This window comes from Planosporangium mesophilum (assembly GCF_016863255.1).
In the GTDB taxonomy this organism is placed as follows: Bacteria; Actinomycetota; Actinomycetes; order Mycobacteriales; family Micromonosporaceae; genus Planosporangium; species Planosporangium mesophilum.
The window spans coordinates 44,875-69,316 of the sequence record NZ_BOON01000016.1 but is presented as its reverse complement, the minus strand read 5'-3'; the positions used below and the strand labels follow the sequence as shown (position 1 = coordinate 69,316).

Genomic DNA, 24,442 nt, shown 5'->3' with positions numbered 1-24,442 from the left:
TGGCCTGATCCGCTCAACCCGCGAGTCAACCGAACTCGATGCAGTCCCGAATATCTGCACGGCGGCGCCTACGACACCGCCGTTGCGGAGGGCCGATTCACGCCATCGAAACCGCACCACGGCACCGCCGAACACTCGCCACCTTCAGCCCCGGACTACGTCACATCCACCTGGTCGACGGCCACCACGAACCATAGGCGTCGGGGCACTCACCGGACCGGGCCCGCTGACGGGGTGGACCGTTTGGTTCCCCCGCGCATGTTGGCTGGCTGAGCGCCCCTCATGCGAACGGATAAGCGACATCAGTCCATGTCTGGAGGTAGACGCCGCAGCTCCTGTAGGAATCCGTACTGCTCGCACACGGATTCGGCGGTACTGCTCGCGGCCTTCGCCGCGGCGAAGTCGTTGTTTCTGTGGTGGAGGCGTGCGAGATTGACCAGGGAGACGGCCTCGCCATGGCGGTCGCCGATCTCCCGGTAGCCCTCAACCGCCTGCGCGAGGTACTCCAGTGCCATGTCGCACTCGTCGAGCTCCTGGTGAGCGAGCGCGAGGTTGCCTAGCGTTTTGGTGGTGCGGACGTGGTCGGCAGTCTGCAGGAAGATCTGCAGTGCCAGCTCGTAGTTGTGGATCGCCTCGCGGGGGTGCCCTGCGTAAAGCTGCGCGGTGGCGATGCCGCCGATAGCCGATCCGACGCCGTGCGTGTCGCCGAGGGACTGGAAGATTGCCAGGCATTCGAGCTGCAGATCTTGTGATTGTTGTGGCTGTCCTCGGTCGAGAAGCGTGGCCGCAAGGCCTGCTGTCGCGGCTGCGAAGTTGCGCTGGTCGTTGTCGCGCAGCAACTCGCGAGCCTCGGCGTAGTAGTGCTGTGCGGCGTCTGGGTCGTCGCGGAGTAACGCCAAACCGCCGAGGTTGTTCAGTACGAGCGCTCGCGTGTGGCGGTCGCTCGCGGCCACGGCGAGCGCCTGCTGGAAGGCGTCGGCGGCGGACGGCCAGTCGCCTTGATCTTGGTAGATGGAGCCGATCTGTATCACCAGTACCGCGTCGAGCGGGATCCCGGCCTGCTGGAACGCGGCGAGGCTGGCTGTGTACGCCTTAAGTGCGTCCTGCCATCTGCCCATACGGTCGTAGAGCCAGCCTTCGGCGTAGCGCACCACACCGAGACCGTGCTTTGGCAGGTCTGCGGTCCTGATCGCGTTCGCCAGGTATTGGCACACTTCGAACTGGCTGATCTGGCCGAGTTCACTGAACCGTTTGGCCCACGCGTCCAGCCCCTCCATCGTCTTGCCTTCGAGCAGGAGCCGCACATGGGCAATGAAGTGCTCCAGCTGCACCCCCGCCTCGGTTTCAGGCATTGGGGCCACCACCCTTGCTTGCAAGGTAGGTGGCCAGCTTCGTCCGGAGTTCCTCGTACCGGGCCTCACTGGCGAACTTGACGCGTACCTGCAGTAACTCTCGAAGCTTGTCGTGTAGAGCGACGCCGCGAGGGTGCCGGGTTACGAAGGAATGTCTGGCGAGTTCGGTGTACAGGGCGTGCGCGTCGCCGGCGGGCATTTCGAGCAGCGCTGCGATGATGCCGGGGTCGATCCACGGCGCGATGGAGCATGTCTCCAGAACATCGCGGACGCTCTTGACTCGTTCCTCGCGCAGGATCCGGTCCAGCAGCCCGCGGGCAATCGCGTCGCGGTCGCGATCGTGCTCCAGCTCACCGATCGCTTCCCAGCCGCCCGACTCCATCGCCAGGGCACGAGCGAGGACGAGCAGCAGTGGATAGCCGCCGGTCACCGCATACACCGCCTGTTGTGCGCGGGCGTCGGTGAGTCCATAGTAGCGAAGATAGGATTTGGCTTCGTCGTCGGACAGTTCCGGCAGCGGATGAAAATCGAGGCTGTCCTGATGGTCAAGCCAATCGATGTTGACCTTGGTGAGCTGGCCTCGACTGAGGATCACCAGCCGGGTCTGGTCAGGCAGCATCGGTACCACTTGCCGACAGATCCAGTCGTCCAAGCCACCGATCTCCTCGTACGTGTCCAGCAGCAGTGTGGCTGCTCCCTCGCCGTCGGGCAGAGCGTGAAGTCCTTCGCAGAACGTCCTGGTCAAGGCGGTGTGTACCTGGCGGAGGTAGCGGTCGAACGCGAACCGGCTGCGCATCGCCTCCCGAAGTGCCCGGGAAGCGCCCTCGGCTGTCTGCGGTAGGCGGGCCTCATCGAGCGGCCGCCCGTTCGGGGCGAATAGGCGGTCGACACCGCCGCACACCCGCACCGCGTTCCTGGCTAGGTCGAAGTCCCACAGGTCGCGACGGAACGCCTCAAACTCGGGTCGGTCAATCGTAGCGGCGAGGGCTCGCAGGATCTCTGCGGCGGTGTACGGCTGCGGTTGTCCGCCGTACCTGATCTGAGCCACGTCAGCGTAGCCGACTACCTGACGATTTCGCTGTGCGAAGGCCACGAATTTGTGGAACACCTCGGTCTTGCCGATGCCTCCAGGGCCGAAGATGTTGGTCACCTGGTGTGTTGTCCGACCGGCCTGCAGCTCGGCGAAGGCGCGAACCTCGCCGGCTCGACCGACGATCAACTGCCGGGATGGCGGACGGACGGCCGGCATGGCGGGCGGGGTTCGGATCGGGATCCCGACGACGGACGGCTGATTCGACCTGGGTCGGCCCTGGGAGGCTGCTACCGGGGTCGTCGCCGCTTTGCCGTACACGTAACGGATCGCCTCATCACCGAATTCGAGACACTGACAGCCGACGATCTGCCGGAGCTCCACCACCCGCTTGAGCTTGGGTACACGGTGTCCGTGCTTCCAGGCGCTGAGCGACGTGTCGCTACAGCCCAGCATGCGCGCGATCTGGTCCTGGCTGCGATCCCGGCGGTGGTCGCTGAGGTAGTGGCTGATGATGTCGGCGACCGACCGGGTGGGCGCCACGTGGACCTCCCGCAGTGGATCGGCGTCACTCAGCACTAAACTGCCGATCCCGATCGTAGACACGACCTGCGCCAGTCTGACGCTGACGGCTGGATGAAGGGAGGAGATCGATTCGGGACTCTTCCTAATACAGGTAACCAAATGTAATACTGTCGAGACGCTCCGTGTTCCGGCTGATCGAGGTGAGGTGCCGGTGAACGTGGCCCAGGTCAGCGTTACGGCAGCAACAACCTTGGTAGCGGTCGTGCTGGGCGGCTGGCTGACCGTCCGGGCTCAGGATCGGCTCTGGAGACGTGATCATCAACGGCAGTGGCGGGACATTCGGTTGGCCACGTACACCGATTTCCTGACCGCGTTCCGCGCGTACGTAGCCTACGTGCTGCAACCGACCGCCAAGGTCGTTGTGGTGCCGCGGTCCCGACCACCGTATGATCTGATGCCGTTCTTCGACGAGAAGGGCAGCATGCACAAGGAGCGGTTAGAGGCTACGAAGACCACGCTGCGCCTGGTCTCGGGGCGCCACCGCGTGGTGCAGGCGTCCAACGCGATGATCCGTCATGCCCGGTCGGTTGCAGCCGACCGCGCGATGAGCGAGGTCGACCGCATCCCCCCGGAGCGGTTCCAGCGGCTGTGGTCCGCCGAGCGCGAGTTCGTGCTGGCCGCCCGGGAGGAGTTGGGCCTCGCCAGCGATTTCGAGATCGGGGATCGCCCATCCACCGGCGAGAACTGCGCTGACAGTGATCATGCTGTTTCGCCGCTGGCGGCGTGGGTGTCCGGACCTCAGTAGCCCTCGTCCAGCAGCCTGATGACGTGCGGCGCGAACGCCTCCCGACGCACGTGTGCAAGGCTCGGTCGCAACAACGCATGCCGCCGGGTTACCGCCTCGTACTGGACTCGTTCGTCGAGCTTGGCCCGGAACTCGTTCAACGCCGGTCGGAGATCGAGGTGGTCCCAGGGCAGGTCCGGCGGCGGGACGAGCATCATCTGGTAGAAGCCGGGGCAGTAGGCGTCGAACTGGTCGATGTAGTACACCCGGGGTTCTCGCAGGCAGCCGCCGTCGACCGAGGTGGTGGCCAGGTCGAGGTGGTAGCTTCGCCCGGCGAACGTACGTACGTGATCGCGTTGACCTCGCGGTGCCTCGCGGTAGTCCTTGACGGTCCTTCGGGATCCTGCGGTTTCTCTGCGTATACGAGGGGTGGAGGTCACAAGGATGCGGTCCAGTACGGGCCGGGTCATGAGGTGAAGGCTGAGCAGGTAGTCGGCCGGCGCCACCTCTGCCGGCAGCATCGGGTCCGGCGTGCCGCCGGACCATAGCCCGACTTTGTGACTGAACACCGTCCTTCCGTCGTCCAAGCGATCGGTGAAGATGTCGCCACGGCGGACGAATTGATCCACGTCAGCCGCCGAGACGAACGGGATGCTCGCAAGCTTGTCGGCGATCGCGTCGAGGACCTTCGGAGTCTCGGTCACGATGATCAAATCCAGGTCGGAGGCGAGTGTGCCGTGTCGGTTGCCGCGGACGTTGTAGAAGCGGCCGTAGCTGGTGGAACCGATAAGCAGGCCCGTGCTGGCGCTGAGGTCGAGGGCATCTCGCAAGTGTCGGACATCGCGTAGTCGCCGGCAGGTCTCGATGATCGCTTCGCCGAGCGATGGTCGCCGCCGGGCCGCTGGGTGGTCTGCCCGGGCCGCGACCGCGCGGTCGTCGTGGACGAGTGCGCGGACCTGATCGTGGTCGATGACCTCTTGCTCGGCGACGTCGACAAGAACGGCGAGCGCGTGTTGGCACAGTTGCTCCTCCAGCCCGGCGTAGCTCCATGAGGCCCGCAAGACCGCGTCGGCGAGCGCCCCGTGGAGGACATCCGGGACGTACCCAGCGCCGCTGTCCAGGATCTGGATTTGCTGGTGGTAGAGAGCCCGGACAACGCTCCAGTCGGCGCAGCAGTGGGCGTGGGGAAGCACGTCGGCGATCAGCTGTTCGGTGACGACGCCGTGAGCCATCGCGCTGCCGGTCCTGTGGACGGCCTGCCGGGTTGTCGCGGCCCGGGCGGCGTACGCGGTCATCGCTTCGCTCCCCACTTGGTTCGGGCACGTCCGAACCGGAAGGGCGCCGGACCGCGCACATTGCGGGGCCCGAGACGACCGGACAGGTGACTCGGCGGTGACCGCGGCGCGCTACCTGTGCTCAAATCGTGGGTGTCGAAGTGCACCCTCCGGTTCTGGCGATGACCATCCCAGCCTTGAAGCGATCCCGCCCCCGGCTGTCCAGTGCGGCCGCCGGGATGGGGCGGTTTCCACAGCTCAGACGGTGTGTATCCCGGGCTACCGCCCGGGACGCGGCGGGACGGGAGGGCCCATGACAGGCAGGGGGCGCAACGCCGGCCGGATCGCCGAGATCGTGCGCCACTACCGCGATCATGCCAGCACTTGGAGCCTGAAGGTTCTCGCCGGGAAGCTTCGACAGGCGACGGGGGGCGGAAGCTCACAGTCGCTGAGCGCATGGATGACCGGCGGTCGACCACCCTCCAACAGGGACCATGTCAAGGCGCTGCGGCAGATCGTGGGCTGCCGCTGCCCCGAGTTCGTCGACGAGGCAATCGACGCGGCGCTGCCGCAGGCTGCCCCACGCGGCAGCACTCGCCCAGGTCCGGCAGCGGGATCGATCCTGACGCAACTGCAGCGCGTCAGCCGTGCCGCCGTGGCCGAATCCGACCTGGTCACCGTCGGGATCGGCGCCAGGCCGCTCACATACAGCGGAGGCCTTTACATCACCCGGACGGTGGAAGACCTCATCCTGAAGCGGCTGACGGTGCCCTCGGTACAGGCGGTTGTCGGCGAGGCGGGGCATGGCAAGACCGCGCTGATGTGGCAGCTACACAACCGGTTGATTGAACGTGGAATGACGCCCATCCTGGTGCCGGCTTCCGCGCTGCTGGCGCCACCGGGACATCCCGCAGCAGCGGCCGGCGCGGCGGTCGTCACACCGGAAATGATCGGACGGGCGGCACACGAGGCCGCCCGCCGGGACGTCCGCCTGGCGTTGCTGGTCGACACCCTCGACCTGCTGCACACCGACGTGAACTTTCTCCGTCTCGTCAATGACCTGCTTGCCGTCGCGTTCGAGCAGCGGATCGCGTTGCTCGTGACGTCTCGGCCCTTGGAGATCGCCTCCCTGAAGATCGACTACGAGACGGCTGCGGGAGCGACCGACAGCCGCACTGTCCACGGCATCCATCTGCGCGGCTACGAAAACGAGGAACGGGCCAGCGCGATCGCCGCGTACGCGCGTGCCTTCTATCCGCCGCACCAAGCGGCCGAGGCCGCCCGGATCATCACCGAGGCGAACGTGCGCGGCCTGCCGATCGTCGAAATCTCCCGCAGTCCGCTGGCGCTGCGGCTGCTGTTCGAGTTGTACGCCCCAGCCGGTCAGATGCCGCGGCTCGACATCGACAGCATCGGGTTGTACGAGGAGTTCTGGGCGCGCCGGATCGAGACAGACGAGTCGCCCGGCCACCGGCGGTCCGGCGTCGACTTGACCGCGGAGGCGGAGGCGGTGGGGTTCGGACTGCTCGTCGGGGGAATCATCGAGGCCGACCGGCTGCATGTTCAGGAGATGATCCAACGCCTCACCGGCGCGAGCCGGCGCGCCGCTGCTACCGCAGCCGACGCGCTGCGTGCACGGCATGTGCTCAGTTCGCCCGGCCACGCGGGCCGCCTACGGTTCTTCCACCAGACGTTCATGGAGCACACCGCCGCCCGCGCGACTGCCCGCCGTGGGGAGTCAGCGATGCGCCTGCTCGCCAATCGGGTGCTCGAAGATCCGGCGGACTTCTTCTACAGCGAAGTGGCCGCGCAGGTGCTGCTGCTGGCGGGGCGTCATCCGGCCGTTCCGGTGCCGCTGGCCGAGGAACTGCTGTCCGGGTGGCTGCGCGACGATCGACCCATGGTGCAGATGTTCGCGCTGCGTACATACGCCCGCACCCGCTCCCCGAGCCCGGACCTCAGATCGCTCGCGTCCAGCCGGCTGGTCAGCGTCGACATGGACGCCGCGAAGGGATACCTGCACCTAGTGCCATCTGCGTACCACGACACGTTCGCCGCGGTCGAACCCAGCCTGGCGGTCCTGTGGGACCGCGCAAGCGGCACCTCCTCACGTGCGGAACCGGCCAGAGCCACCCGGGATTTGGCCCTGCGGGTGCTCGACACGTTGACCCGGCTCAGCAGCACCCACCGTGATGCGGCCCACCACTTCGTCGTCGACCACGACTGCATCTGCTGGCTCCTCAAGCGTGATCCGGCCGAGTGGCGTCAACACGACAGCCTCTACCTACGACTACTGTCCGCCCTGCGATATGCCGATCCGCGCTGGTGTGTCGAGCAGGCAATGCATTTCTGGCGACGCTTCGTGAACCATTCCGACGTCGGCGGCATGGCCGAGGTTCTCGGCCTACTCAACGCCATCGCCCGCGAGACAGCCCTCGATCACCGTGTCGTCGACGAGGTCACCGCCCATGTGCACGCCACCCACCCCACCCGTAACGCAGCCGTCCTGGAACAAGAGTTCGTCCGGTTGCGGGCAGAAGCCGTCGCCTACGTCGACGTGGGCGAACTCATCGGGCAGATCAAATCAACCCTCGGGCGCGGCGACTGGTCCAAGATGGGTCGCCGCGCCGAACTGCGCGCGCTGACACGGATGGCGGCCCGACTGGACGCGGACTCGGTGCAGTTCCTTCTCACCGCCCTGAGCCAGGAGAGCCAACCGGACAGGGTCGAGGACCTGTGCGTCGTTCTGGGCGACGCGTTCTGGCAAGCCGACAACGCCCCGTTGACGGTTGCCCTCCGCGCAATCGCCCGTCACGAACTGGGAGCCGGCGACCGCACCAGCGGGTACAGTGCCACCCTGCTGGTACGCGCCCTGCACGGGGCGAAGGTACGCGGGCCGCAACTCCTCGCGGCGCTACCCGACAAGATTTGGCACGAGGCGTGGTTCCAACCTGACGGTCTGCGCCCGCTGATGGTCCCCGCTGCCGTCGCTGGCCATCCCGAGGCCTCGGCCGCGCTCGAGGCATGGTGTGCCGGGACGGACGGCACGACGCTAGACACTGCGTCCAGGACCGCGACCGTTGATCAGGTGCAGTACGCCGCCGTGGACGGCTCGCCGATTGCGTTGGACGCCCTGATCACGCTCACCGAGGCCACCGGCGAAGCGTCCGACCTGTGCAACGCCTTGCAGAACATGCCAGACCACGCGGTAACGGTGCTCCACAGCGGCCACGACCGGCTGCGTCGGCTGCGTCGGCTGCGACGCACGCTGGTCAACTCCAACCGTGTCGCTGACAGCTGGTCCGGTTACCTGCTTTGGAAGCAGTTGCTGCGCCACAACCTCGACGAGGCGCCCACCCCGGCTGCGTTGGCGACACGACTGACGGCACGAGCCGACGGAGCCGACAGCCGAGCCGTTCTCGACCTCGCCGTCGCGATGCTCGGCTCACCGTACTGGCGCACGGCCGACCTGACGAGGCTGACCACAATATGCGAACGCTACTCCTCCACCGGACAGGAGATCAGATCCAGGCGAGCGGACAAGCCGGCTGGACAGGCCGACAGCAAGCGAGACCAGGCGGCGGTGACACGTGAGGCGCTTGCCCGGCGAATCCTGGTCGCCATCTGCGACCGACACCTGCAGGCCGCCGACCTACCAGCGCAGCGCCGCCACCTGGCTGACCAGGCCATGAGTCTGGTCTGGGACGCCGGCTACACCGCCGACAACGAGTACGGCCGCAGTGTCCTCACAACCCTCAACGCGCAACTCGCCGAACTCGGCGACCACCTCTCCGGCAGCGACCCTGTCGCCGCCATCGAGTTGCTCATCGACGTCGGGCAGCGACTCCGCCATCTGCAGCCCGCCGCGACCACCTGGCGTCGACGCGGCGCCCGCGAGTGGAGCACAGCCATCAATACCGCAGTGACCCGCGCACCCAGCCCTGCTTCTCACCGACTCGTCGTCGGGCTCCTCGCCTGGGACGCAAGCATGGCCAGCATCGCGATCACCGCATGCGTCGACCGGATCCGACCTCTGCCCGACTGGCTGCACGAGTTGGAACACCGGATGCCTCACGACGTCCGCGTCCGTTACCAGTCCGCGCTCAAGCGGCAGGCCCGCGAGGGAAGCATCCGGACAATGCCCGAACTGTACTCGGCGGAGTAGCCGACCCGGCACCCAGTCATGGACGTTCCGGCACGCGCGATAACGAGCGGCACGTAGCCATGCTTGGGCTTAGCCACTCCAAGAAGATGCTCGCTACGTCATAGTGGACCTTCTCGTCGGCCCGCGTCGCCGGGGTCGGGGCGTGCTGCCGTTGCGTCCGTTCTGCCGCCCGCCGGCCGCGATGCACAGCAGCCGGGCAACGGGCGACGGAATCAGATGCGAGATCGACCGACCGACCGATCCCGCTGCCAGCTCCGACACTTGGGCGGTCCGTGCGACGAACGTCGAGGTCGGTGGCCTTAGATCCGCCACAGCGTCTGAAGTGGACGTCCGGAAGGCCGCCGGATCACCGCCGCGACCATGACCCAGACTGGGCGGCGCGGGAAACGCACTGGTCAGCACGGGTCGGCACGGGCCAGCACATCGACAACGGAGCACCACGCTCCCACACGGTGGAAGATCGCATCACTATGCGGGAACGAATCAAGGCCGCGACCAACGCTACTGCTGTTCACAGCCTTGGTCATGCTGCGCGCCCCAAGGGATTCGAACCCCTAACCTTCTGGTCCCTAGTGGGATGGATTAGAGACGCTAGTCGCGGCGGTACCACAGTCCCCTGAGGCATCCCTCTGGACAGCCCACCCCATAACGACTCGAATGCAGACATCTGCAGCACCACTTCACCGCCGCCTACACCGGCATGCGCTGGGGCGAACTCACCGGCCTGGCCCGCGCCAACACCCACCTCGGCGACGGGCTCATCCAGGTGCACCCCGAGGTCGGCGCCCTGCACGAGGTCCAAGGCCACCTCTACCTCGGCCCACCCAAAACCGCGAACTCCGTCCGCGACATCCACCTCCCACCGTTCCTGACCGCCTTACTGCGGGAGGTACTCGACAGCCACGACCACGACATCGTCTTCTGCGGCGCCCGCGGCGCCTTCCTACGCCGCTCCAGCATGTCCCGCCGCGTCTGGGGACCCGTCGTCAACGGCAATGCGCGCGCCCACACCGGCCCTGTCATCGAAGGCATGCACCTCCACGACCTCCGACACACGCACAAAACCTGGCTGATCGAAGACGGCATCCCCGAAGTCGCCCAAGCCAAGCGGCTGGGCCACCGGCTGCCCGGCGTCCGCGGCATCTACAGCCATGTGACGCCCGCCATGCGCCAGCGCATCACCGAGGCGCTCCAGGACCGTTGGCTATCGACCCAGCCCGCACCGGCAGCCCCGGTGCGGCACCTGCACGCCGCGTAACCCCTGGCACCGGCCTGCGGGGCGCCACCGTCGCGGTGCCGCCCCGCCGCCGTTCACCCGACCGACCGCTAACCGCTGGCCCGTGCCGGGCCCGTCCCACGCGCCCGACGCGCGCCCATCGGCACCTCAGAGAGGTAGACGATCATGTGCTCCCATTTTGCTCCCAATGTAATGGGCATAAACCGAAAGGCTCGTTACCGGATCTTCGGTAACGAGCCTTTGACCTGCTGTTTCTCTGGTGGGCGATACTGGGTTTGAACCAGTGACCTCTTCCGTGTCAAGGAAGCGCGCTCCCACTGCGCCAATCGCCCCGGGTTTTTCCGTGGTGCCCCCGTGCACTTCTCTCGAGGTGGAGACGGGATTTGAACCCGTGTACACGGCTTTGCAGGCCGTTGCCTCGCCTCTCGGCCACTCCACCGAGGTGTCGCCTCGAGATTATCTGGCGGCCTCCGAGCGGACGACGGGACTCGAACCCGCGACCCTCACCTTGGCAAGGTGATGCGCTACCAACTGCGCTACGTCCGCACGTCACCGGCTGTTTCCCGCTGACGGATGAGAACTTTAGCCCAGGGTTGCCCCCACTGCCAAACCGGGCCCCCGTCGGCGCGTCGATGCTTACCGCTCCGCGCCTCCACACCCCGATCAAGCAGGGAATTCACGACGGTCGGGCGGACAGGCCGGCGCACTGGCGCAGTCCGGCGAAGCGCTTGTTGACCTTGGAAGCGGCCTCGCCGGTCAGTGGGATCGGCTGTCCTGTGACAGAGACCACGGCGGGTACGAGCTCATTTTTGACCACCGTGCGGCCCGCATGGTCATTTTCAGGACCCCGGTGTCGGTACTGAAGGAGTCGCCGTACCAGAGGAAGTTGGCCAGCCCGTAGGCCACGTACGTCCCGCCCATCCAGCCGTCGCCCTGCAGCGTGTGGGCGTGCGAGCCGAGGATCACGTCGCCGCCGGCGGCCGCGAGCTTGGCCGCGAAGGTCTTCTGCTCGCTGATGGGGCACGAGTTGCCCTCCCGGCCCCGGTGGTTGAACACGACCACAAGGTCGGCGGCCGCACGGACCGCGGATACTGACCGCGTCAGGCCCAGGGCCGTCGCGACACCGGGGCGATCGTCACGAGCCGCCCAGGCGTACTCCAGCTCGTGCACCTGACCGAACGCCAGGATCGCGATTTTGACGCCCTTCACCGACACGTACAGCGCGGGCGTACGCCTCGGCGGCGCGGCTCGCCCCACGGCCGGCAGGCCGGCGGAGAGTGGGAGATCGGCTGCCCGCCGCACCCTGCCAGGCGAGTACCACCCAGGCCATTCCGATCACGCGGCATGGGACCACGGCGACAGGCTAGCCGCGGGGCGCGTCCTCCAGCCCCGTACACGAGCGGAGACCGGCGAACTCTTTCGCGATCCTGTCGGCCTCGTCGCCGGAGGCCGGCAGCGGCTGCCCGGTGCCGCGGGAGATCAGCGCGGGTACCAGCTCCGAGCGTGCGACCTTGCGATCGCGAAGGGTCACGCGCAGTACGCCGGTGTCGTTGCTGAACGCGTCGTCGCGCCACCACAGGAAGTTTCCGAGGCCGTACGCGACATAGGTCTTGTCGATCCAGCCGTCGCCGAGCAGCAGGTGCGCATGGGTGCCGAGCACCACGTCCGCGCCCGCAGCCGCCATCCGGGAAGCGAACGTCTTCATCTCGGCGCTCGGGCAGTCGTTGCCCTCCTGCCCCCAGTGCGCGTACACCACGACCACGTCGGCCATCGACCGCGCCGCGCGTACGGCGGCGGCGGCACGAGCGCCGTCGGCGGCCATCGCCACACCGGCTCGATTGTCCCGAGCCGCCCAGGTGGACTCCAGCTCGTGAACCTGGCTGACCGCCACGAAGCCGACGCGAGTGCCCCGCACGGTCGTCACCCATGGTGCGTACGCCTCGGCGGCGTTGCGGCCCGCCCCGATGGCCGGCACAGCGGCCTTGCGCGCATTGTCCAGGGTGTCGGTGAGCCCCACCTGCCCGTAGTCGAGCGAGTGGTTGTTGGCGATCGTGACCACGTCCACCCCGGCTGCCTTGACGGCGTCGAAAGCGGAAGCCGGCGCCCGGAAGTGGAACTGCTTCGGTTCGGGCGTGCCCCGCTCGGTGACGGCGGTCTCCAGGTTGACCATGGCCACGTCCGCGCTCTGCAAGACCGACGCTATCGGGCCGAAGGCGTCCGCCGGGCGGCTGAGCAGGTCGGCGGTACGGCCCTCGAAGTGCACGTCACCGGCGAAGGCCAGTGTGATATCGGCCGGGGGCGCCGAACCCGACGCGGACCCGGCCGCCCCACCGACGGCCGGCTCGGCCCAAATCGCCACCGGCGCGCCGGATGAACAGCCGGCGACGGCCACCAGCACGGTGACCAGCGCGATCAACGCCCGGGTTCTCACCGCGTCAGCGTACGTGCGTCGCGCCCTGATCGCTCCTCGGCACTACACTCGGACGGGTACTCGTGACTGGCGCATGACAGAGGTGGAAACAACCACCGGGGAGCGACCATGATCGCGGCACCGCGCGCCTGGGTGTCCGGTCGCCGGCCGACCGTACCCGGAGGACGCTCATGCACGTACCGCCGATCCCGCACCTGACCACCGCCGACCCGGAGCTGGCCGCTCTGGTCGAGAGCGAGGCCCAGCGTCAGCACGACGTGCTGCGGATGATCGCCTCGGAGAACTACGTCTCCCCCGCCGTCCTGGAGGCGACCGGCTCGGTCCTGACCAACAAGTACTCCGAGGGATATCCGGGCCGGCGCTACTACGAGGGCCAGCAGTTCATCGACCAGATCGAGCAGTTGGCGATCGACCGCGCGAAGGCCCTGTTCGGCGTCGACCACGCCAACGTCCAGCCGTACTCCGGCTCGCCGGCGAACCTCGCCGTCTACCTGGCGTTCGCCCAGCCCGGCGACCCGGTCATGGGCATGGCGCTGCCGATGGGCGGCCACCTCACCCACGGCTGGAGCGTCTCAGCCACCGGTACCTGGTTCCGCCCGGTGCGCTACGAGGTGCGTCGCTCCGACGGCCGGGTCGACCTGGACCAGGTTCGCGACCTGGCCCGCCGGGAGCGCCCGAAGATCATCTTCGCCGGTGGTACCGCGATCCCCCGCACGATCGACTTCCCCGCGTTCGCGGAGATCGCGCGCGAGATCGGCGCGGTCCTGGTCGCCGACATCGCGCACATCGCCGGCCTGATCGCCGGCGGCGCGCACCCGTCGCCGGTCGGGTACGCCGACGTGATCACGACCACCACGCACAAGACCCTGCGCGGCCCGCGTGGCGCCATGATCATGACCACCGCCGAGTACGCGAAGGCGATCGACAAGGCGGTCTTCCCCGGCCTGCAGGGCGGCCCGCACAACCACACCACCGCCGGGATCGCGGTGGCGCTGCGGGAGGCGTCCCAGGACTCGTTCCGCCGGTACGCCCACCAGATCGTCGCCAACGCCAAAGCCCTCGCGGCCGCGCTGACCGAGCAGGGCTTCGACCTGGTCACCGGCGGTACCGACAACCACCTGATCCTGGTCGACCTGACCAGCAAGGGTATCGGCGGCAAGCCGGTGGCCAAGGCGCTGGACCGCGCCGGGATCGAGACCAACTACAACACGGTGCCGTACGACACCCGCAAGCCGTTCGACCCGTCCGGGCTGCGGCTCGGTACCCCGGCGCTGACCACCCGGGGGCTGACCGAGGAGCAGATGCCGCAGATCGCGGCCTGGATCTCGGCGGCGGTCGACGCGGCCGCCAAGGCCGACGAGTCCACCCTGGACACGATCGCCGCCCAGGTACGGGAGCTGCTGGCCGGGTACCCGATGCCGGGCTGGGAGCCGACGCCCCGCTAACGGGACGCCTGCTGGCTCCGGAACTTCTCGGCGTCGAACGTGCCGTGCAGTTCCGGGGCCAGCCAGTCGGCGGCCCGCCGTCGGAACTCCGCCGGCTGCCAGCCGCCCGCGCCGTCGGGTACCACCCCACCCAGCTCGCCGGTCAGGTCGGACAGGTTCGTCCGGTGCACCAGGTCCGGCACCTGCGGCCAGGCGCCGATCACCACGCGCGCCGGCACCGCCCGCCGGTCGAGCGCCTCGAGGGTCAGCGCGGTGTGGTTGAGCGTGCCGAGCCCGGCGCGGGCGACCACGACCGCCGGGGCGCCGAGCGCGATCGCCAGGTCGGCGATGGTCCACCCGCCGTCGCCCATGGACACGAGTACGCCGCCGGCCCCCTCGACGAGGACCAGCTCGTGCGCTGCCGCGAGCTCCTCCACGCCCGCGAGCACGTCGGCCAGGACCAGCGGCGCGAGGCCGGCGACCCGAGCCGCGGTCAGCGGGGCGAGGGGATCCGGGTACGAGGCGAGCGTGCGTACCGTGGCCGGAGCGGCCAGTCGGGTCACGGCGTCGGCGTCGCTCTCCTCGCCGGTCGCGACGCCCGTCTGGCCCGGCTTGACGACGGCGACCCGCAGCCCCGCCTCGGTGGCCGCGGCGGCCAGCGCAGCGGTCGCGATCGTCTTACCGACCCCGGTGTCGGTACCCGTCACGATGACCGGTCCACGCAACGGCGTCATGGTCGCTCCTCAAGGATGCTGTGCGTCATGGACGCACCTGAATGATGACGTCGACGGCGCGTTCGAAATCGGTACGTCCCACTCCGACATTGATCGTAAGCCGCAGACGCGAACGGCCGTCCGGCGTCGACGGCGGGCGGAAGCAGCCGACCGCGACGCCTCGGTCGCGGCAGGCCTGCGCCCACCCGAGGGCCCGCTCCGCGTCCGGGGCGGTGACCGCGAGGACGCCGCCGGACGGCGCAGGTACCTCCAGGCCGGCGGCGCGCAGCCGGGCGGTCGCGTACCGGGCCCGGTCGGCCAGCTCGGCGCGCAGCCCGTCCCCGGCGCGCAGGACGCCCAGGGCTGCGCGGGCACCGGCGGCGACCGCCGGCGGCAGCGCCGTGTCGTAGATGAAGGTACGGCCGGTGTCGACCAGGTGCCGGCGCAGCTCGGCCGGGCCGGCGACCACGCCACCGGCCGCGCCGAACGCCTTGGACAGGGTGGCGGTCACGACCACGTCCGGCTCGCCGGCCAGCCCCGCCGCCGCCACCCCGCCCGCGCCGTGCGGGCCGAGTACGCCCACCCCGTGCGCGTCGTCGACGAGCAGCAGCGCGCCGTACTCGCGGCAGGCGGCGTGCAGCGCCCGCAGCGGCGCGAGGTCACCGTCGACGGAGAACACCGACTCGGTGACGACCAGCGCCGGCCGGCCGGGGTACGCGGCCAGGATGTTGCGTACCGCGCCCGCGTCGGCGTGCGGGCTGATCACGACCTCGACTCCGTCGCGGCCGCCCTTGGCCATCCGGCAGCCGTCGACCAGGGAGGCGTGGTTGTACGCGTCGGAGACCACGAGGGTACCGGGGCCGGCGAGCGCCCTGACCGCGCCGAGGTTGGCCAGGTAGCCGGAGGAGTACACCAGCGCCGTCCCGGTGCCCAGCAGCTCCGCCAGCCCCGTCTCCAGGGCGTCGTGGGCGTCGGTCGAGCCGCGTACCAGCCGGGAGCCGGTGGCGCCGAGCCCGTACGCGCGCAAGCCGGCCACCGCCGCCTCGACGACCTCGGGGTGGCGGGCGAGCCCCAGGTAGTCGTTGCCGGCGAGGTCGACCACGTCCTCAACGGGCCCGTGCGGGCGCAGGTCGCGGCGCAGCCCGGCCGCCGCACGCCGGGCGGCCTGCTCGGTGAGGCTGTCGAGCCAGCCGCCCTCCCCGATCGGCTCGTGGACGGTGAGCGGTGCGCCCTCCGGAGCGAGCGTCACGCGGCCACCCCGAGGGCGGGTGGCTCGTCCGGACCGGTCGGGTCGGTCGGGTCGGTGGGTTTGGGGTCGGTGGGCCCTTCGGGGTCGGTCGGGCCCGGGCCGCTGGGCTGGTCGGGATCGGGCGGCGGGATGGCCGGGTTCTTGGTGGCGAGGGGCACCACGCCACGCTCTGTACCTCGGTGCCACCCGGACGCCGCGTCGCGTTCGAGCCAGTTCATGGCACACCTCCAGCTGTCGCCGGACGTCCACGAAAACGCCCGGTTGCGCCGGAGCAGGTGTTCCAACGGGGGAAACGCACCTCGCGCACCGCTCCGGCCGTCGTCAGACCGTCTGGGCAATGATGGCACCGAGCAGGTTGTCGATTGCGTCACGGGTGCGCTCGCCGTCGCGTCAGGTCCGCTGCGGGTGCCGGCCCAGCAGGGGCGCGGCCACGGCCGCGAGCAGCGCGACCTCGGCGAGGAGCAGCAGTCGCTCGGCGAGGCCGATGAGCGCCCGATCGCCGGGGAACGCCGACCAGACCATCGCCGACGCGCAGGCCAGGCTCACCGCCGCGAGCCCCCGGACCCGGCGCGCAGCGACCACGCCCGGCAACCGCTTCGCGAGCACCCAGGCGCCGATCGGCAGTGCCAGAAACGCGGCCACCGACGCGTACCGGTGCACGTGACCACCTGCCGTCAGCGGCAGTCCCGGCTCGTCCGTCGGCACGGCCGCCGCCAGCAGCAGACCGCCCGCCCACAGCGCGAGCAGCCCGGTCGCCCAGGCGCCGACGCGGATGCCGGCGCGTCGCAGGCCGACGAGCACGGCGACGGTGACGGCCGCCATCACCCCCATCGCGACATCGGTGACGCCGCCCCGATCCGAGACGGCGAAGTCGCTCACCGTGAGGGCCCACGGGTTCAGGTTGTCGTTCGGGTCGACCTGCCCGACGACGACGAGCGCCACCGCGACGACGATGCCACCGACGGCGGCCAGGCCCCAGGTCCGAGGTTTCCCCACCTGGCCAGTCTGCCGGCTCGGCCATCGCCGCGGATCCGGACGAATCCCCTAAGGCGACAGTCCACCCAGGTCAACGAGCGTGATCAACTGCGCACACAGGAGCGTCCCTCACGGTGGCCGGCGTGAGGGCCTTGTAGGGTACGGCCATGCCTGAGTCCGTACTCGCGCGCGCCGAGCGCGTCCTGGAAACCGGTGTCGGCCTCGACGAGGCCGGCGTGCTCGAGGTACTTCGGCTGCCCGACGACCAGATCCCGGCCATTCTCGAGCTGGCGCACCAGGTCCGCATGCGCTGGTGCGGCCCGGAGGTCGAGGTCGAGGGCATCGTCTCGCTGAAGACCGGCGGCTGCCCCGAGGACTGTCACTTCTGCTCGCAGTCCGGCCTGTTCACCTCGCCGGTACGCGCGGTGTGGCTGGACATCCCGGCCCTGGTCGAGGCGGCCAGGCAGACCGCCGCCACCGGGGCGACCGAGTTCTGCATCGTCGCGGCCGTCCGCGGCCCCGACGCCCGGTTGATGGCGCAGCTGGCCGAGGGCGTGAAGGCGATCCGCGAGGCGGTGGACATCAACATCGCCGCGTCGATCGGCATGCTCACCAAGGAGCAGGTCGACGAGCTGGTCGCGCTCGGCGTACACCGGTACAACCACAACCTGGAGACCTCGCGCTCGTACTTCCCCCACGTCGTCACCACCCACTCCTGGGAGGAGCGCTGGGACACCCTGCGCATGGTGCGCGAGTCCGGAATGGAGGTCTGCTGCGGCGGCATCCTCGGGCTCGGCGAGAGCGTGGAGCAGCGGGCCGAGTTCGCCATCCAGCTCCAGGAGCTGGACCCGCACGAGGTGCCGCTCAACTTCCTCAACCCGCGCCCCGGCACGCCCCTGTCCGACCAGCCGGTCCTCGACCCGAAGGACGCGCTGCGCGCCATCGCCGCGTTCCGCCTGGCGCTGCCGCGCACGATCCTGCGGTACGCCGGCGGACGCGAGATCACGCTCGGCGACCTGGGTACCCGGGACGGCCTGCTCGGCGGCGTCAACGCCGTGATCGTCGGCAACTACCTGACGACGCTCGGCCGCAAGCCCGACGAGGATCTCGCCCTGCTCGAGGAGCTGAAGATGCCCGTCAAGGCCCTGTCCGCCACGCTGTGATCATGATCGTCTGGTGTGACCGGTGCGGGCGGGCCCTCGACGAGGGCCCGCACTCCGCCTGCGCCGCGGCCCGGGAGCTGGAGCCGCCCCGGTACTGCGGGCAGTGCCGGCGCCGGATGAAGGTACAGGTGCTGCCGGCCGGGTGGCGGGCCACCTGCGTGGAGCACGGCGACCTCACCCCTACCTCGTCTTGATCACCGGGAGTTGTGGGCGCCATGACGCCCCACACTCTGGGTGATCATGAAATAGGGGGCGGTTCCCAGTCGTTCGCTCCGGACGCCGCCGCCTCGAGCATGCGCGGCGCGATGGTGGCGAGGGCCATGCCGCGGGCCCGGGTACCGAGCCGGCTGCCCCTGCCCTGCAGGACGGTCGCCAGCCGCCGGGCGCTGCGGGCCACCCGCGCGGCGCGGGGTCGCCGGCTGTTCTGGTACGCCCGAAGCGCGGTGACCAGGGCCGGACCCGGCGCCGCGGCACGGACCAGGGTGCGCAGCGTGGCCGCGTCCTCGAGCGCCAGGCACGCGGCCTGGCCGAGGTGGTCGGCGATGGCGTGCGCCGCGTCACCGAGCAGCACGTACCCGCCGCCGCCGGTCGGGAAGACGAACGACTCCGGCATCGGGCTCAGCTCGGTGACCGTCTCCTGGACCAGGTCCTCCGGCCGGGTCGCCTCGAGGAGCTGCCCGATCGGCGGGTGCCAGCCCGCCAACCACCGCCGCAGCAGCGACAGCTGCACCGCGGGCGGCTCCGGGCGGGCCGCGCCGGGCACGCTCGCCATCCAGTAGATGCCGCCCCGACTCGACGCCCCGGCCGAGCCTCGCTCGCCCAGCGAGGCGTGGATGAACCGGTGCCCCACGCTGAGGGTCTCCCCCGCGGCCGGGGTGCCGGCGGGCAGTTCCGGGGCGCGGTACCAGGGGATGACCGCCCGCCAGGCGGCGTAGCCGCCGCTGACGGGCTGGCTCGCGGGCGCCAGGCGCTGCCGTACCGCGCTGCGCGCCCCGTCGGCCGCGACGACCAGGTCGGCCTCCCAGGTGGCCTGCCCGTCGGTGACGACCGGCCGGTACCCGTCGGTGCGCACGGCCCGTACGGTCACGCCGGTCTGGATGTCGATGCGGTCGGAGAGCCCGGCCACCAGCGCGTCGTGGAGATCCTCGCGGTGCACCACGTACGGCGTCGCCCCGTCGGACCGGTCGGCGGCGGACCGGCGCAGCCAGTGCCCGTCGGGGCGGCGCAGTCCGTCGGGGCGCACCGGGGTCGCGATCGCGTCGAGCCCCTCGTCGAGGCCGAGCGCGCGCAGGGCACGTACCCCGTTCGGCCACAGCAGCAGGGCGGCCCGCCCGGGCCGGAGCCGCTCGTCCCGTTCCAGGAGCGTGACCTGCCAGCCTGCCCGGCCAAGGGCGCCGGCGACGGCGAGCCCGCCGATGCCGGCGCCGACAACGACCGCGGAGCCCATCTAGTGCGTTTCGCCCGCCGAGGCGGACGCCGGACCGTTCCCGGCGGTGACGCCGTCACCCTCCTCCGCCGGCGTGACCGGATCGCCGTCCCCTGGGGGCTCGGCCGCGTCCGCGGTCTCCGGGTCGGGCTCGGCCGTTGAGGAACCGGTCGCTGCCGTCGAGGCGCCGGCCGCGGCGGGCAGCCCGTCGGCGGTGGTCACCTGGATCTCGCCGGAGTCGGTGACGACCAGGCGCTGCTGCGGACCGCGTACCCGCAGGAAGTAGATCAGCGCGCCGACGAAGACGATGATCGACATCCAGTTGTTGACCCGCATCCCGAGGATGTGGTGGGCCTCGTCGTCACGCATCGCCTCGACCCAGAACCGGCCGACCGTGTACGCCATGACGTAGAGCGCGAACGCCCGGCCCCGGCCGAACCGGTAGCGCTTGTCCAACTGCCACACCAGGATCGCCACGCCGATGTCCCAGAGCGACTCGTACAGGAACGTCGGGTGGTACAGCCCCGGCTGGGCGATCGGATGCCCGGCCAGGTCGGTCTGGGCCGCGCCCTTCTCCCCGTCCCAGCTGTAGATCTTCAGCCCCCACGGCAGCGAGGTCTGCCGGCCGAAAAGCTCGTTGTTGAACCAGTTGCCCCAGCGCCCGATCGCCTGCGCCAGCGGCAGACCGGGCGCCAGCGCGTCGGCGATGAAGCCCAGCGGGATGCCCATGCGGCGACCCGCGATCCACGCGCCCAGCGCACCGCCGGCGACGCCGCCCCAGATGCCGAGGCCGCCGCGCCAGATCTGGAACGCGGCCAGCGGGTCGCCGTTCGCGCCGAAGTACGCGTCCGGTGAGGTGATCACGTGGTAGATCCGTGCGCCGACGATGCCGAACGGCACCGCCCACACGGCGATGTCGAGCACGGCCCATTCGGGCGCGCCACGACGGCGCATCCTGATCTCGGTCACGGCGCAGGCGGCGACGATGCCGAGCACGATGCACAGGGCGTACGCCCGGATGGGCACCGGGCCGAGGTGCCACACGCTCTGCGTGGGGCTGGGAATCTCGGCAAGAGGGGTGAGCGCGGCGAGGTTCACGGGTGCACACGCTACCCCGTACGCGCGTTGCCCGCGTTATGGTGGTCACACCGTGGGCCCGGTTCTAGGCTACCGATATGAGCCAGCTCACTTCGGCCATCAAAGGCGGCCCCCCATACATCGGCGACCACCCCTGCACCATGGTGGTCGCCGCGGTCGTCTCCGACGACGCCGGGCGCCTGTTGCTGTGCCAACTCGGCCAGGGTCAACCGCTCTGGGCACTGCCCGGGGGGCGCATCCGCAACAGCGAGAGCCCGATCCACGCCGTCATCCGGGACGTCCGCATCGAGACCGGGGCCGAGATCGAACTGTCCGACCTGGTCGGCCTCTACCAGTTGACCGGCGACGGCTGCGGTGACGGCGTGCCCGACGTGGTGGTGCACGTGTTCCGCGGCGCGTGGCACGGTGGCGAGGTCGCCGTGAACGTGGCGGGCCGGATCCTGCGCCTGTCGTGGTACGACCCGGACGCGCTACCGGAGGACCTGACCGCGACGGCGCGCGCGGCCTTGGCGGACGCCGTCGCCGGCCGCTCCGGCGTCGTACGGGTCGTGCGCCGTGACCTGACGCGCGAGCGGACCGACCTCACCGGCGCCGCCCAGGCGGCGAACGTCGCCGCCGTGGGCTGAGCCGACCGGGCGTCCGCCCCGCTACGCCCGGACGCCCCGGGCCAGATCGGCGGTGAGTGTCCGCAGCCCGGCGATCCCCGCGTCGAGATCAGGCGCGTCGAGCAGGCAACTGACCAGGGCGCTACCGACGATCACCCCGTCGGCGAACGACGCGACCTCGGCCGCCTGCGCACCGTCGCGTACGCCGAGGCCGACGGCGACCGGGAGGGCCGGGTCGGGCGCCAGCCGGCGGACCCGCTCGACCAGGGCGGGCGCCGCGCTGGAGGTCTTGTCCCGGGCGCCGGTGACGCCCATGACGCTGCTGGCGTACACGAAACCGCGGCACGCGGCGGCGGTCGCCCGTACCCGCTCGTCGGTCGAGGACGGTGCCACCAGGAACACCCGGTCCAGGCCGTACCGGTCGGAGGCGGCCAGCCACTCGTCCGCCTCGTCCGGGATCAGGTCGGGCGTGATCAGCCCGGCGCCACCGGCGGCGGCGAGGTCGCGGGCGAACGCGGACACGCCGTACCGCTCGACCGGGTTCCAGTACGACATGACCAGCACCTGCGCACCGGCGTCGGCCACCGCCTCGACGGTACGCAGGACGTCCTTGGCGCGGGTACCCGCGGCCAGGGCCGCCTCGGCCGCGCGCTGGATGGCGGGACCGTCCATGACCGGGTCGGAGTACGGGAAGCCGACCTCGACGACGTCGACCCCGGCCTCGACCATCGCCCGGATCGCGGCGATCCCGCCGTCGACGCCGGGGAAGCCGGCCGGCAGGTAGCCGACGAGGACCGACCGGCCCTCGGCCCGGGCCTTGTCGAAGGCGACCGAAACGTTCGTGGCGTTGCCGCTTCGCTCGCTCATAGGACCTTGAACCACTTTCCGGCGGTCTCCACGTCCTTGTCGCCGCGGCCGGACAGGTTGACCACGATCGTCGGAGTGCGTCCCAGCTCGGCCTTCAACGACGGCGCGATCCGCAGCGCACCCGCGATGCCGTGCGAGCTCTCGATCGCCGGGATGATGCCCTCGGTACGGCACAGCAGGTGGAAGGCCTCCATCGCCTCGGCGTCGGTCACCGGTTCGTACACCGCCCGGCCGGTCTCGTGCAGCCAGGCGTGCTCGGGCCCGACCGCCGGGTAGTCCAGGCCGGCCGAGATCGAGTGCGACTCGATCGTCTGTCCGTCCTCGTCCTGCAGCAGGTACGTCCTGGCGCCGTGCAGCACGCCGAGCCCACCGGCGGTGATGCTTGCCGCGTGCCGGCCCGTCTCCACGCCGTCACCGCCGGCCTCGAAGCCGTACAGCCGGACGTCCGAGTCGGGGACGAAGGCGTGGAAGATGCCGATGGCGTTGGAGCCACCGCCGATGCAGGCGGCGACGGCGTCGGGCAGCGCGCCGGTCAGCTCCAGGCACTGCTCACGCGCCTCGACGCCGATCCCGCGGACGAAGTCGCGCACCATCGCCGGGAACGGGTGCGGCCCGGCCGCGGTACCCAGCAGGTAGTGCGTCGAGTCGACGTTGGTGACCCAGTCGCGCAGCGCCTCGTTGATGGCGTCCTTGAGGGTACGGGAGCCGGTCGTGACCGGGATCACCGTCGCGCCGAGCAGCTCCATCCGCGCCACGTTGAGCGCCTGCCGGCGGGTGTCCTCCTCGCCCATGTAGACCACGCACTCGAGGTCGAGCAGGGCCGCGGCGGTCGCGCTGGCGACGCCGTGCTGGCCCGCGCCCGTCTCGGCGATGATCCGCTTCTTGCCCATCTGGCGGGTCAGCAGCGCCTGGCCGAGCACGTTGCGGACCTTGTGCGCGCCGGTGTGGTTGAGGTCCTCGCGCTTGAGCAGGATCCTCGCCCCTGCCTCGGCCGACAGCCGGGTGGCGTCGTAGAGCATCGAGGGGGTTCCGGCGTAGTCGCGCAGCAGCCGGCCGAACTCGGCCTGGAAGACCTCGTCCGTCATGGCCTTCTGGTACTCCGCGTCGAGCTGGTCGAGCGCGGCGATCAACGCCTCGGGTACGAACCGGCCACCGAACCGGCCGAAGTGCCCGAGCCGGTCCGACGTCGTGCCGCTCATCGGCCCGGCCTCGGCGTCGCCGGATGGCTGCCGGCGGTTACCAGCTCGGCCACCGCCTCCCGCGGACTCTTCTGGGTCACAAGGCCCTCCCCGACCAGTACCGCGTCGGCACCGGCCGACGCGTAGCGAATCAGGTCGTGCGGACCCCGCACCCCCGACTCTGCGATCTTCACGACGTGCCCGGGCAGGCCCGGGGCGATCCGCTCGAACACCGAGCGGTCCACCTCGAGGGTACGCAGGTCGCGGGCGTTCACGCCGATCACGCGGGCTCCCGCGTCGAGCGCCCGGTCGGCCTCCTCCTCGGTGTGCACCTCGACCAGGGCGGTCATGCCCAGGCTCTCGATGCGGTCGAGCAGGCCGGTCAGCGTGTTCTGGTCCAGCGCGGCCACGATGAGCAGGACGACGTCCGCGCCGTAGGCGCGCGCCTCGTGGATCTGGTAGCTGGAGACCACGAAGTCCTTGCGCAGCAACGGGACGTCGACGGTGGCGCGCACCGACGCGAAGTCCTCGAGGCTGCCGCCGAACCAGCGCCCTTCGGTCAGCACGCTGATGCACCGGGCGCCGCCGGCCGCGTACTCCTTGGCCAACTCGGCGGGGTCCGGGATCTCGGCCAACTGGCCTCTGGACGGCGACGAGCGCTTGACCTCGGCGATCACGCCGACGCCGGGAGCGCGCAGCACCGTGTACGCGTCCTTGGCCGGCGGCGCCGCGGCGGCCACCTTCTTTATCTCCTCCAGCGGAACCCGCTCCTGGCGTGCGGCGACGTCTTCACGTACGCCGGCCAGGATCTCGTCCAGCACGTGGCCTGACTCGGGCTGGAATCGCGCGGGGTTCTGCGGACTCCCCTCTTCCGCTGTCATGGGCCCGATGCTAAGCGGACCCACCGGGGGGTGGGCGTCGGGGGTATGGGCGTCGTCACGGACAG

Annotated in this window: 21 protein-coding genes, 3 tRNA genes and 1 riboswitch; of the genes, 7 read left to right on the top strand and 17 right to left on the bottom strand. The window is 70.2% G+C overall.

The annotated features are described in order from the left end of the window. Window positions 1–302 precede the first annotated feature (302 nt). Together Pme01_RS08715 and Pme01_RS08710 are read right to left on the bottom strand one after the other, a co-directional pair. Complete coding sequence (locus Pme01_RS08715; RefSeq protein WP_168115069.1) at window positions 303–1,352, bottom strand: tetratricopeptide repeat protein; 1,050 nt, start codon at window positions 1,350–1,352, stop codon at window positions 303–305. Continuing rightward, window positions 1,345–2,925 carry a helix-turn-helix domain-containing protein gene (locus tag Pme01_RS08710; protein WP_168115068.1) on the bottom strand — a complete coding sequence of 527 codons (1,581 nt, stop codon included), beginning with the start codon at window positions 2,923–2,925 and terminating at the stop codon, window positions 1,345–1,347. Before Pme01_RS08710 ends, Pme01_RS08715 begins: the two co-directional genes overlap by 8 nt. A gap of 193 nt (window positions 2,926–3,118) precedes the next feature. Between Pme01_RS08710 and Pme01_RS08705 the strand changes: the two genes are divergently transcribed. After that, the gene (locus tag Pme01_RS08705) at window positions 3,119–3,712 is read left to right on the top strand and encodes a hypothetical protein (RefSeq protein ID WP_168115067.1); all 594 of its coding nucleotides are present in this window, start codon (window positions 3,119–3,121) and stop codon (window positions 3,710–3,712) included. On the opposite strand, the gene Pme01_RS08700 is transcribed toward Pme01_RS08705, so the two are convergent. Beyond that, window positions 3,706–4,986, bottom strand: a complete 1,281-nt coding sequence (locus tag Pme01_RS08700; RefSeq protein ID WP_168115066.1) for a hypothetical protein — start codon at window positions 4,984–4,986, stop codon at window positions 3,706–3,708. The two genes, Pme01_RS08705 and Pme01_RS08700, sit on opposite strands and share 7 nt — an antisense overlap. 292 nt (window positions 4,987–5,278) lie before the next feature. On the opposite strand from Pme01_RS08700, the gene Pme01_RS08695 reads away from it, so the two are divergent. Continuing rightward, window positions 5,279–9,130 carry an NACHT domain-containing protein gene (locus tag Pme01_RS08695; RefSeq protein ID WP_168115065.1) on the top strand — a complete coding sequence of 1,284 codons (3,852 nt, stop codon included), beginning with the start codon at window positions 5,279–5,281 and terminating at the stop codon, window positions 9,128–9,130. Window positions 9,131–9,797: 667 nt separating this feature from the next. After that, window positions 9,798–10,388, top strand: coding sequence for a tyrosine-type recombinase/integrase (locus Pme01_RS08690; protein WP_275408506.1), 591 nt, complete (start codon window positions 9,798–9,800; stop codon window positions 10,386–10,388). Between the two features lie 236 nt (window positions 10,389–10,624). Here the strand turns inward: Pme01_RS08690 and Pme01_RS08685 are convergent. The 5 genes from Pme01_RS08685 to Pme01_RS08665 form a co-directional block, all read right to left on the bottom strand. Continuing rightward, window positions 10,625–10,699 (bottom strand) — tRNA-Val (locus Pme01_RS08685). A 36-nt stretch (window positions 10,700–10,735) separates the two neighbouring features. Beyond that, a tRNA-Cys gene (locus Pme01_RS08680) sits at window positions 10,736–10,806 on the bottom strand. Window positions 10,807–10,840: 34 nt separating this feature from the next. Continuing rightward, window positions 10,841–10,913, bottom strand: a tRNA-Gly gene (locus Pme01_RS08675). A 210-nt stretch (window positions 10,914–11,123) separates the two neighbouring features. Beyond that, window positions 11,124–11,669: a CapA family protein gene (locus Pme01_RS08670; RefSeq protein ID WP_168115063.1), complete on the bottom strand. Its 546-nt coding sequence runs from the start codon at window positions 11,667–11,669 to the stop codon at window positions 11,124–11,126. A gap of 61 nt (window positions 11,670–11,730) precedes the next feature. Further along, window positions 11,731–12,798 carry a CapA family protein gene (locus tag Pme01_RS08665; RefSeq protein ID WP_239088093.1) on the bottom strand — a complete coding sequence of 356 codons (1,068 nt, stop codon included), beginning with the start codon at window positions 12,796–12,798 and terminating at the stop codon, window positions 11,731–11,733. A gap of 52 nt (window positions 12,799–12,850) precedes the next feature. After that, window positions 12,851–12,939: riboswitch (ZMP/ZTP riboswitch) on the top strand. 29 nt (window positions 12,940–12,968) lie between these two features. Between Pme01_RS08665 and glyA the strand changes: the two genes are divergently transcribed. Beyond that, window positions 12,969–14,243: a serine hydroxymethyltransferase gene (gene glyA, locus Pme01_RS08660; protein ID WP_168115062.1), complete on the top strand. Its 1,275-nt coding sequence runs from the start codon at window positions 12,969–12,971 to the stop codon at window positions 14,241–14,243. Here glyA and bioD read toward each other — a convergent pair. From bioD to Pme01_RS08640, 4 genes are all read right to left on the bottom strand, one after another. Further along, window positions 14,240–14,956: a dethiobiotin synthase gene (gene bioD / locus Pme01_RS08655; protein WP_168115061.1), complete on the bottom strand. Its 717-nt coding sequence runs from the start codon at window positions 14,954–14,956 to the stop codon at window positions 14,240–14,242. The two genes, glyA and bioD, sit on opposite strands and share 4 nt — an antisense overlap. A gap of 25 nt (window positions 14,957–14,981) precedes the next feature. Next, window positions 14,982–16,139, bottom strand: a complete 1,158-nt coding sequence (locus Pme01_RS08650) for an 8-amino-7-oxononanoate synthase (protein ID WP_168115102.1) — start codon at window positions 16,137–16,139, stop codon at window positions 14,982–14,984. Between the two features lie 41 nt (window positions 16,140–16,180). Further along, window positions 16,181–16,402, bottom strand: coding sequence for a hypothetical protein (locus tag Pme01_RS08645; RefSeq protein WP_168114886.1), 222 nt, complete (start codon window positions 16,400–16,402; stop codon window positions 16,181–16,183). A 172-nt stretch (window positions 16,403–16,574) separates the two neighbouring features. After that, window positions 16,575–17,180, bottom strand: coding sequence for a DUF998 domain-containing protein (locus tag Pme01_RS08640; RefSeq protein WP_168115060.1), 606 nt, complete (start codon window positions 17,178–17,180; stop codon window positions 16,575–16,577). 146 nt (window positions 17,181–17,326) lie between these two features. Here Pme01_RS08640 and bioB point away from each other — a divergent pair, with 146 nt between their 5' ends. Both bioB and bsaP read left to right on the top strand, forming a co-directional pair. Beyond that, a complete protein-coding gene (gene bioB / locus Pme01_RS08635; RefSeq protein ID WP_168115059.1) occupies window positions 17,327–18,322 on the top strand; it encodes a biotin synthase BioB in 996 nt (331 codons plus the stop codon). A gap of 2 nt (window positions 18,323–18,324) precedes the next feature. Then, the gene (bsaP, locus tag Pme01_RS08630; protein WP_168115058.1) at window positions 18,325–18,516 is read left to right on the top strand and encodes a biotin synthase auxiliary protein BsaP; all 192 of its coding nucleotides are present in this window, start codon (window positions 18,325–18,327) and stop codon (window positions 18,514–18,516) included. 44 nt (window positions 18,517–18,560) lie between these two features. On the opposite strand, the gene Pme01_RS08625 is transcribed toward bsaP, so the two are convergent. Both Pme01_RS08625 and lgt read right to left on the bottom strand, forming a co-directional pair. Further along, on the bottom strand, window positions 18,561–19,769 hold the full coding sequence (locus Pme01_RS08625) for an FAD-dependent oxidoreductase (RefSeq protein WP_168115057.1): 1,209 nt from the start codon (window positions 19,767–19,769) through the stop codon (window positions 18,561–18,563). After that, window positions 19,770–20,846 carry a prolipoprotein diacylglyceryl transferase gene (gene lgt, locus Pme01_RS08620; protein ID WP_168115056.1) on the bottom strand — a complete coding sequence of 359 codons (1,077 nt, stop codon included), beginning with the start codon at window positions 20,844–20,846 and terminating at the stop codon, window positions 19,770–19,772. It lies immediately after the preceding gene. 77 nt (window positions 20,847–20,923) lie between these two features. On the opposite strand from lgt, the gene Pme01_RS08615 reads away from it, so the two are divergent. Then, window positions 20,924–21,472, top strand: a complete 549-nt coding sequence (locus tag Pme01_RS08615) for an NUDIX hydrolase (RefSeq protein ID WP_168115055.1) — start codon at window positions 20,924–20,926, stop codon at window positions 21,470–21,472. Between the two features lie 21 nt (window positions 21,473–21,493). Here Pme01_RS08615 and trpA read toward each other — a convergent pair whose 3' ends face one another. The 3 genes from trpA to trpC are packed head-to-tail and all read right to left on the bottom strand — an operon-like array spanning window position 21,494 to window position 24,377. After that, window positions 21,494–22,318, bottom strand: a complete 825-nt coding sequence (trpA, locus tag Pme01_RS08610; RefSeq protein ID WP_168115054.1) for a tryptophan synthase subunit alpha — start codon at window positions 22,316–22,318, stop codon at window positions 21,494–21,496. Beyond that, a complete protein-coding gene (gene trpB / locus Pme01_RS08605; RefSeq protein ID WP_168115053.1) occupies window positions 22,315–23,517 on the bottom strand; it encodes a tryptophan synthase subunit beta in 1,203 nt (400 codons plus the stop codon). Before trpB ends, trpA begins: the two co-directional genes overlap by 4 nt. Further along, window positions 23,514–24,377 (bottom strand): indole-3-glycerol phosphate synthase TrpC, encoded by an 864-nt coding sequence (gene trpC / locus Pme01_RS08600; RefSeq protein ID WP_168115052.1) that lies wholly within the window; start codon window positions 24,375–24,377, stop codon window positions 23,514–23,516. The genes trpB and trpC overlap by 4 nt, the downstream gene beginning before the upstream one ends. Window positions 24,378–24,442: the final 65 nt, after the last annotated feature.

What these genes read in the sequence shown, in the direction of transcription:
- bioD (WP_168115061.1), bottom strand. Translation starts at nt 14,956, where the DNA reads ATGACGCCGTTGCGTGGACCGGTCATCGTGACGGGTACCGACACCGGG.
- bioB (WP_168115059.1), top strand. Translation starts at nt 17,327, where the DNA reads ATGCCTGAGTCCGTACTCGCGCGCGCCGAGCGCGTCCTGGAAACCGGT.
- Pme01_RS08625 (WP_168115057.1), bottom strand. Translation starts at nt 19,769, where the DNA reads ATGGGCTCCGCGGTCGTTGTCGGCGCCGGCATCGGCGGGCTCGCCGTC.
- Pme01_RS08715 (WP_168115069.1), bottom strand. Translation starts at nt 1,352, where the DNA reads ATGCCTGAAACCGAGGCGGGGGTGCAGCTGGAGCACTTCATTGCCCAT.
- bsaP (WP_168115058.1), top strand. Translation starts at nt 18,325, where the DNA reads ATGATCGTCTGGTGTGACCGGTGCGGGCGGGCCCTCGACGAGGGCCCG.
- Pme01_RS08695 (WP_168115065.1), top strand. Translation starts at nt 5,279, where the DNA reads ATGACAGGCAGGGGGCGCAACGCCGGCCGGATCGCCGAGATCGTGCGC.
- Pme01_RS08645 (WP_168114886.1), bottom strand. Translation starts at nt 16,402, where the DNA reads ATGAACTGGCTCGAACGCGACGCGGCGTCCGGGTGGCACCGAGGTACA.
- glyA (WP_168115062.1), top strand. Translation starts at nt 12,969, where the DNA reads ATGCACGTACCGCCGATCCCGCACCTGACCACCGCCGACCCGGAGCTG.
- trpB (WP_168115053.1), bottom strand. Translation starts at nt 23,517, where the DNA reads ATGAGCGGCACGACGTCGGACCGGCTCGGGCACTTCGGCCGGTTCGGT.
- Pme01_RS08615 (WP_168115055.1), top strand. Translation starts at nt 20,924, where the DNA reads ATGAGCCAGCTCACTTCGGCCATCAAAGGCGGCCCCCCATACATCGGC.
- trpA (WP_168115054.1), bottom strand. Translation starts at nt 22,318, where the DNA reads ATGAGCGAGCGAAGCGGCAACGCCACGAACGTTTCGGTCGCCTTCGAC.
- trpC (WP_168115052.1), bottom strand. Translation starts at nt 24,377, where the DNA reads ATGACAGCGGAAGAGGGGAGTCCGCAGAACCCCGCGCGATTCCAGCCC.
- Pme01_RS08700 (WP_168115066.1), bottom strand. Translation starts at nt 4,986, where the DNA reads ATGACCGCGTACGCCGCCCGGGCCGCGACAACCCGGCAGGCCGTCCAC.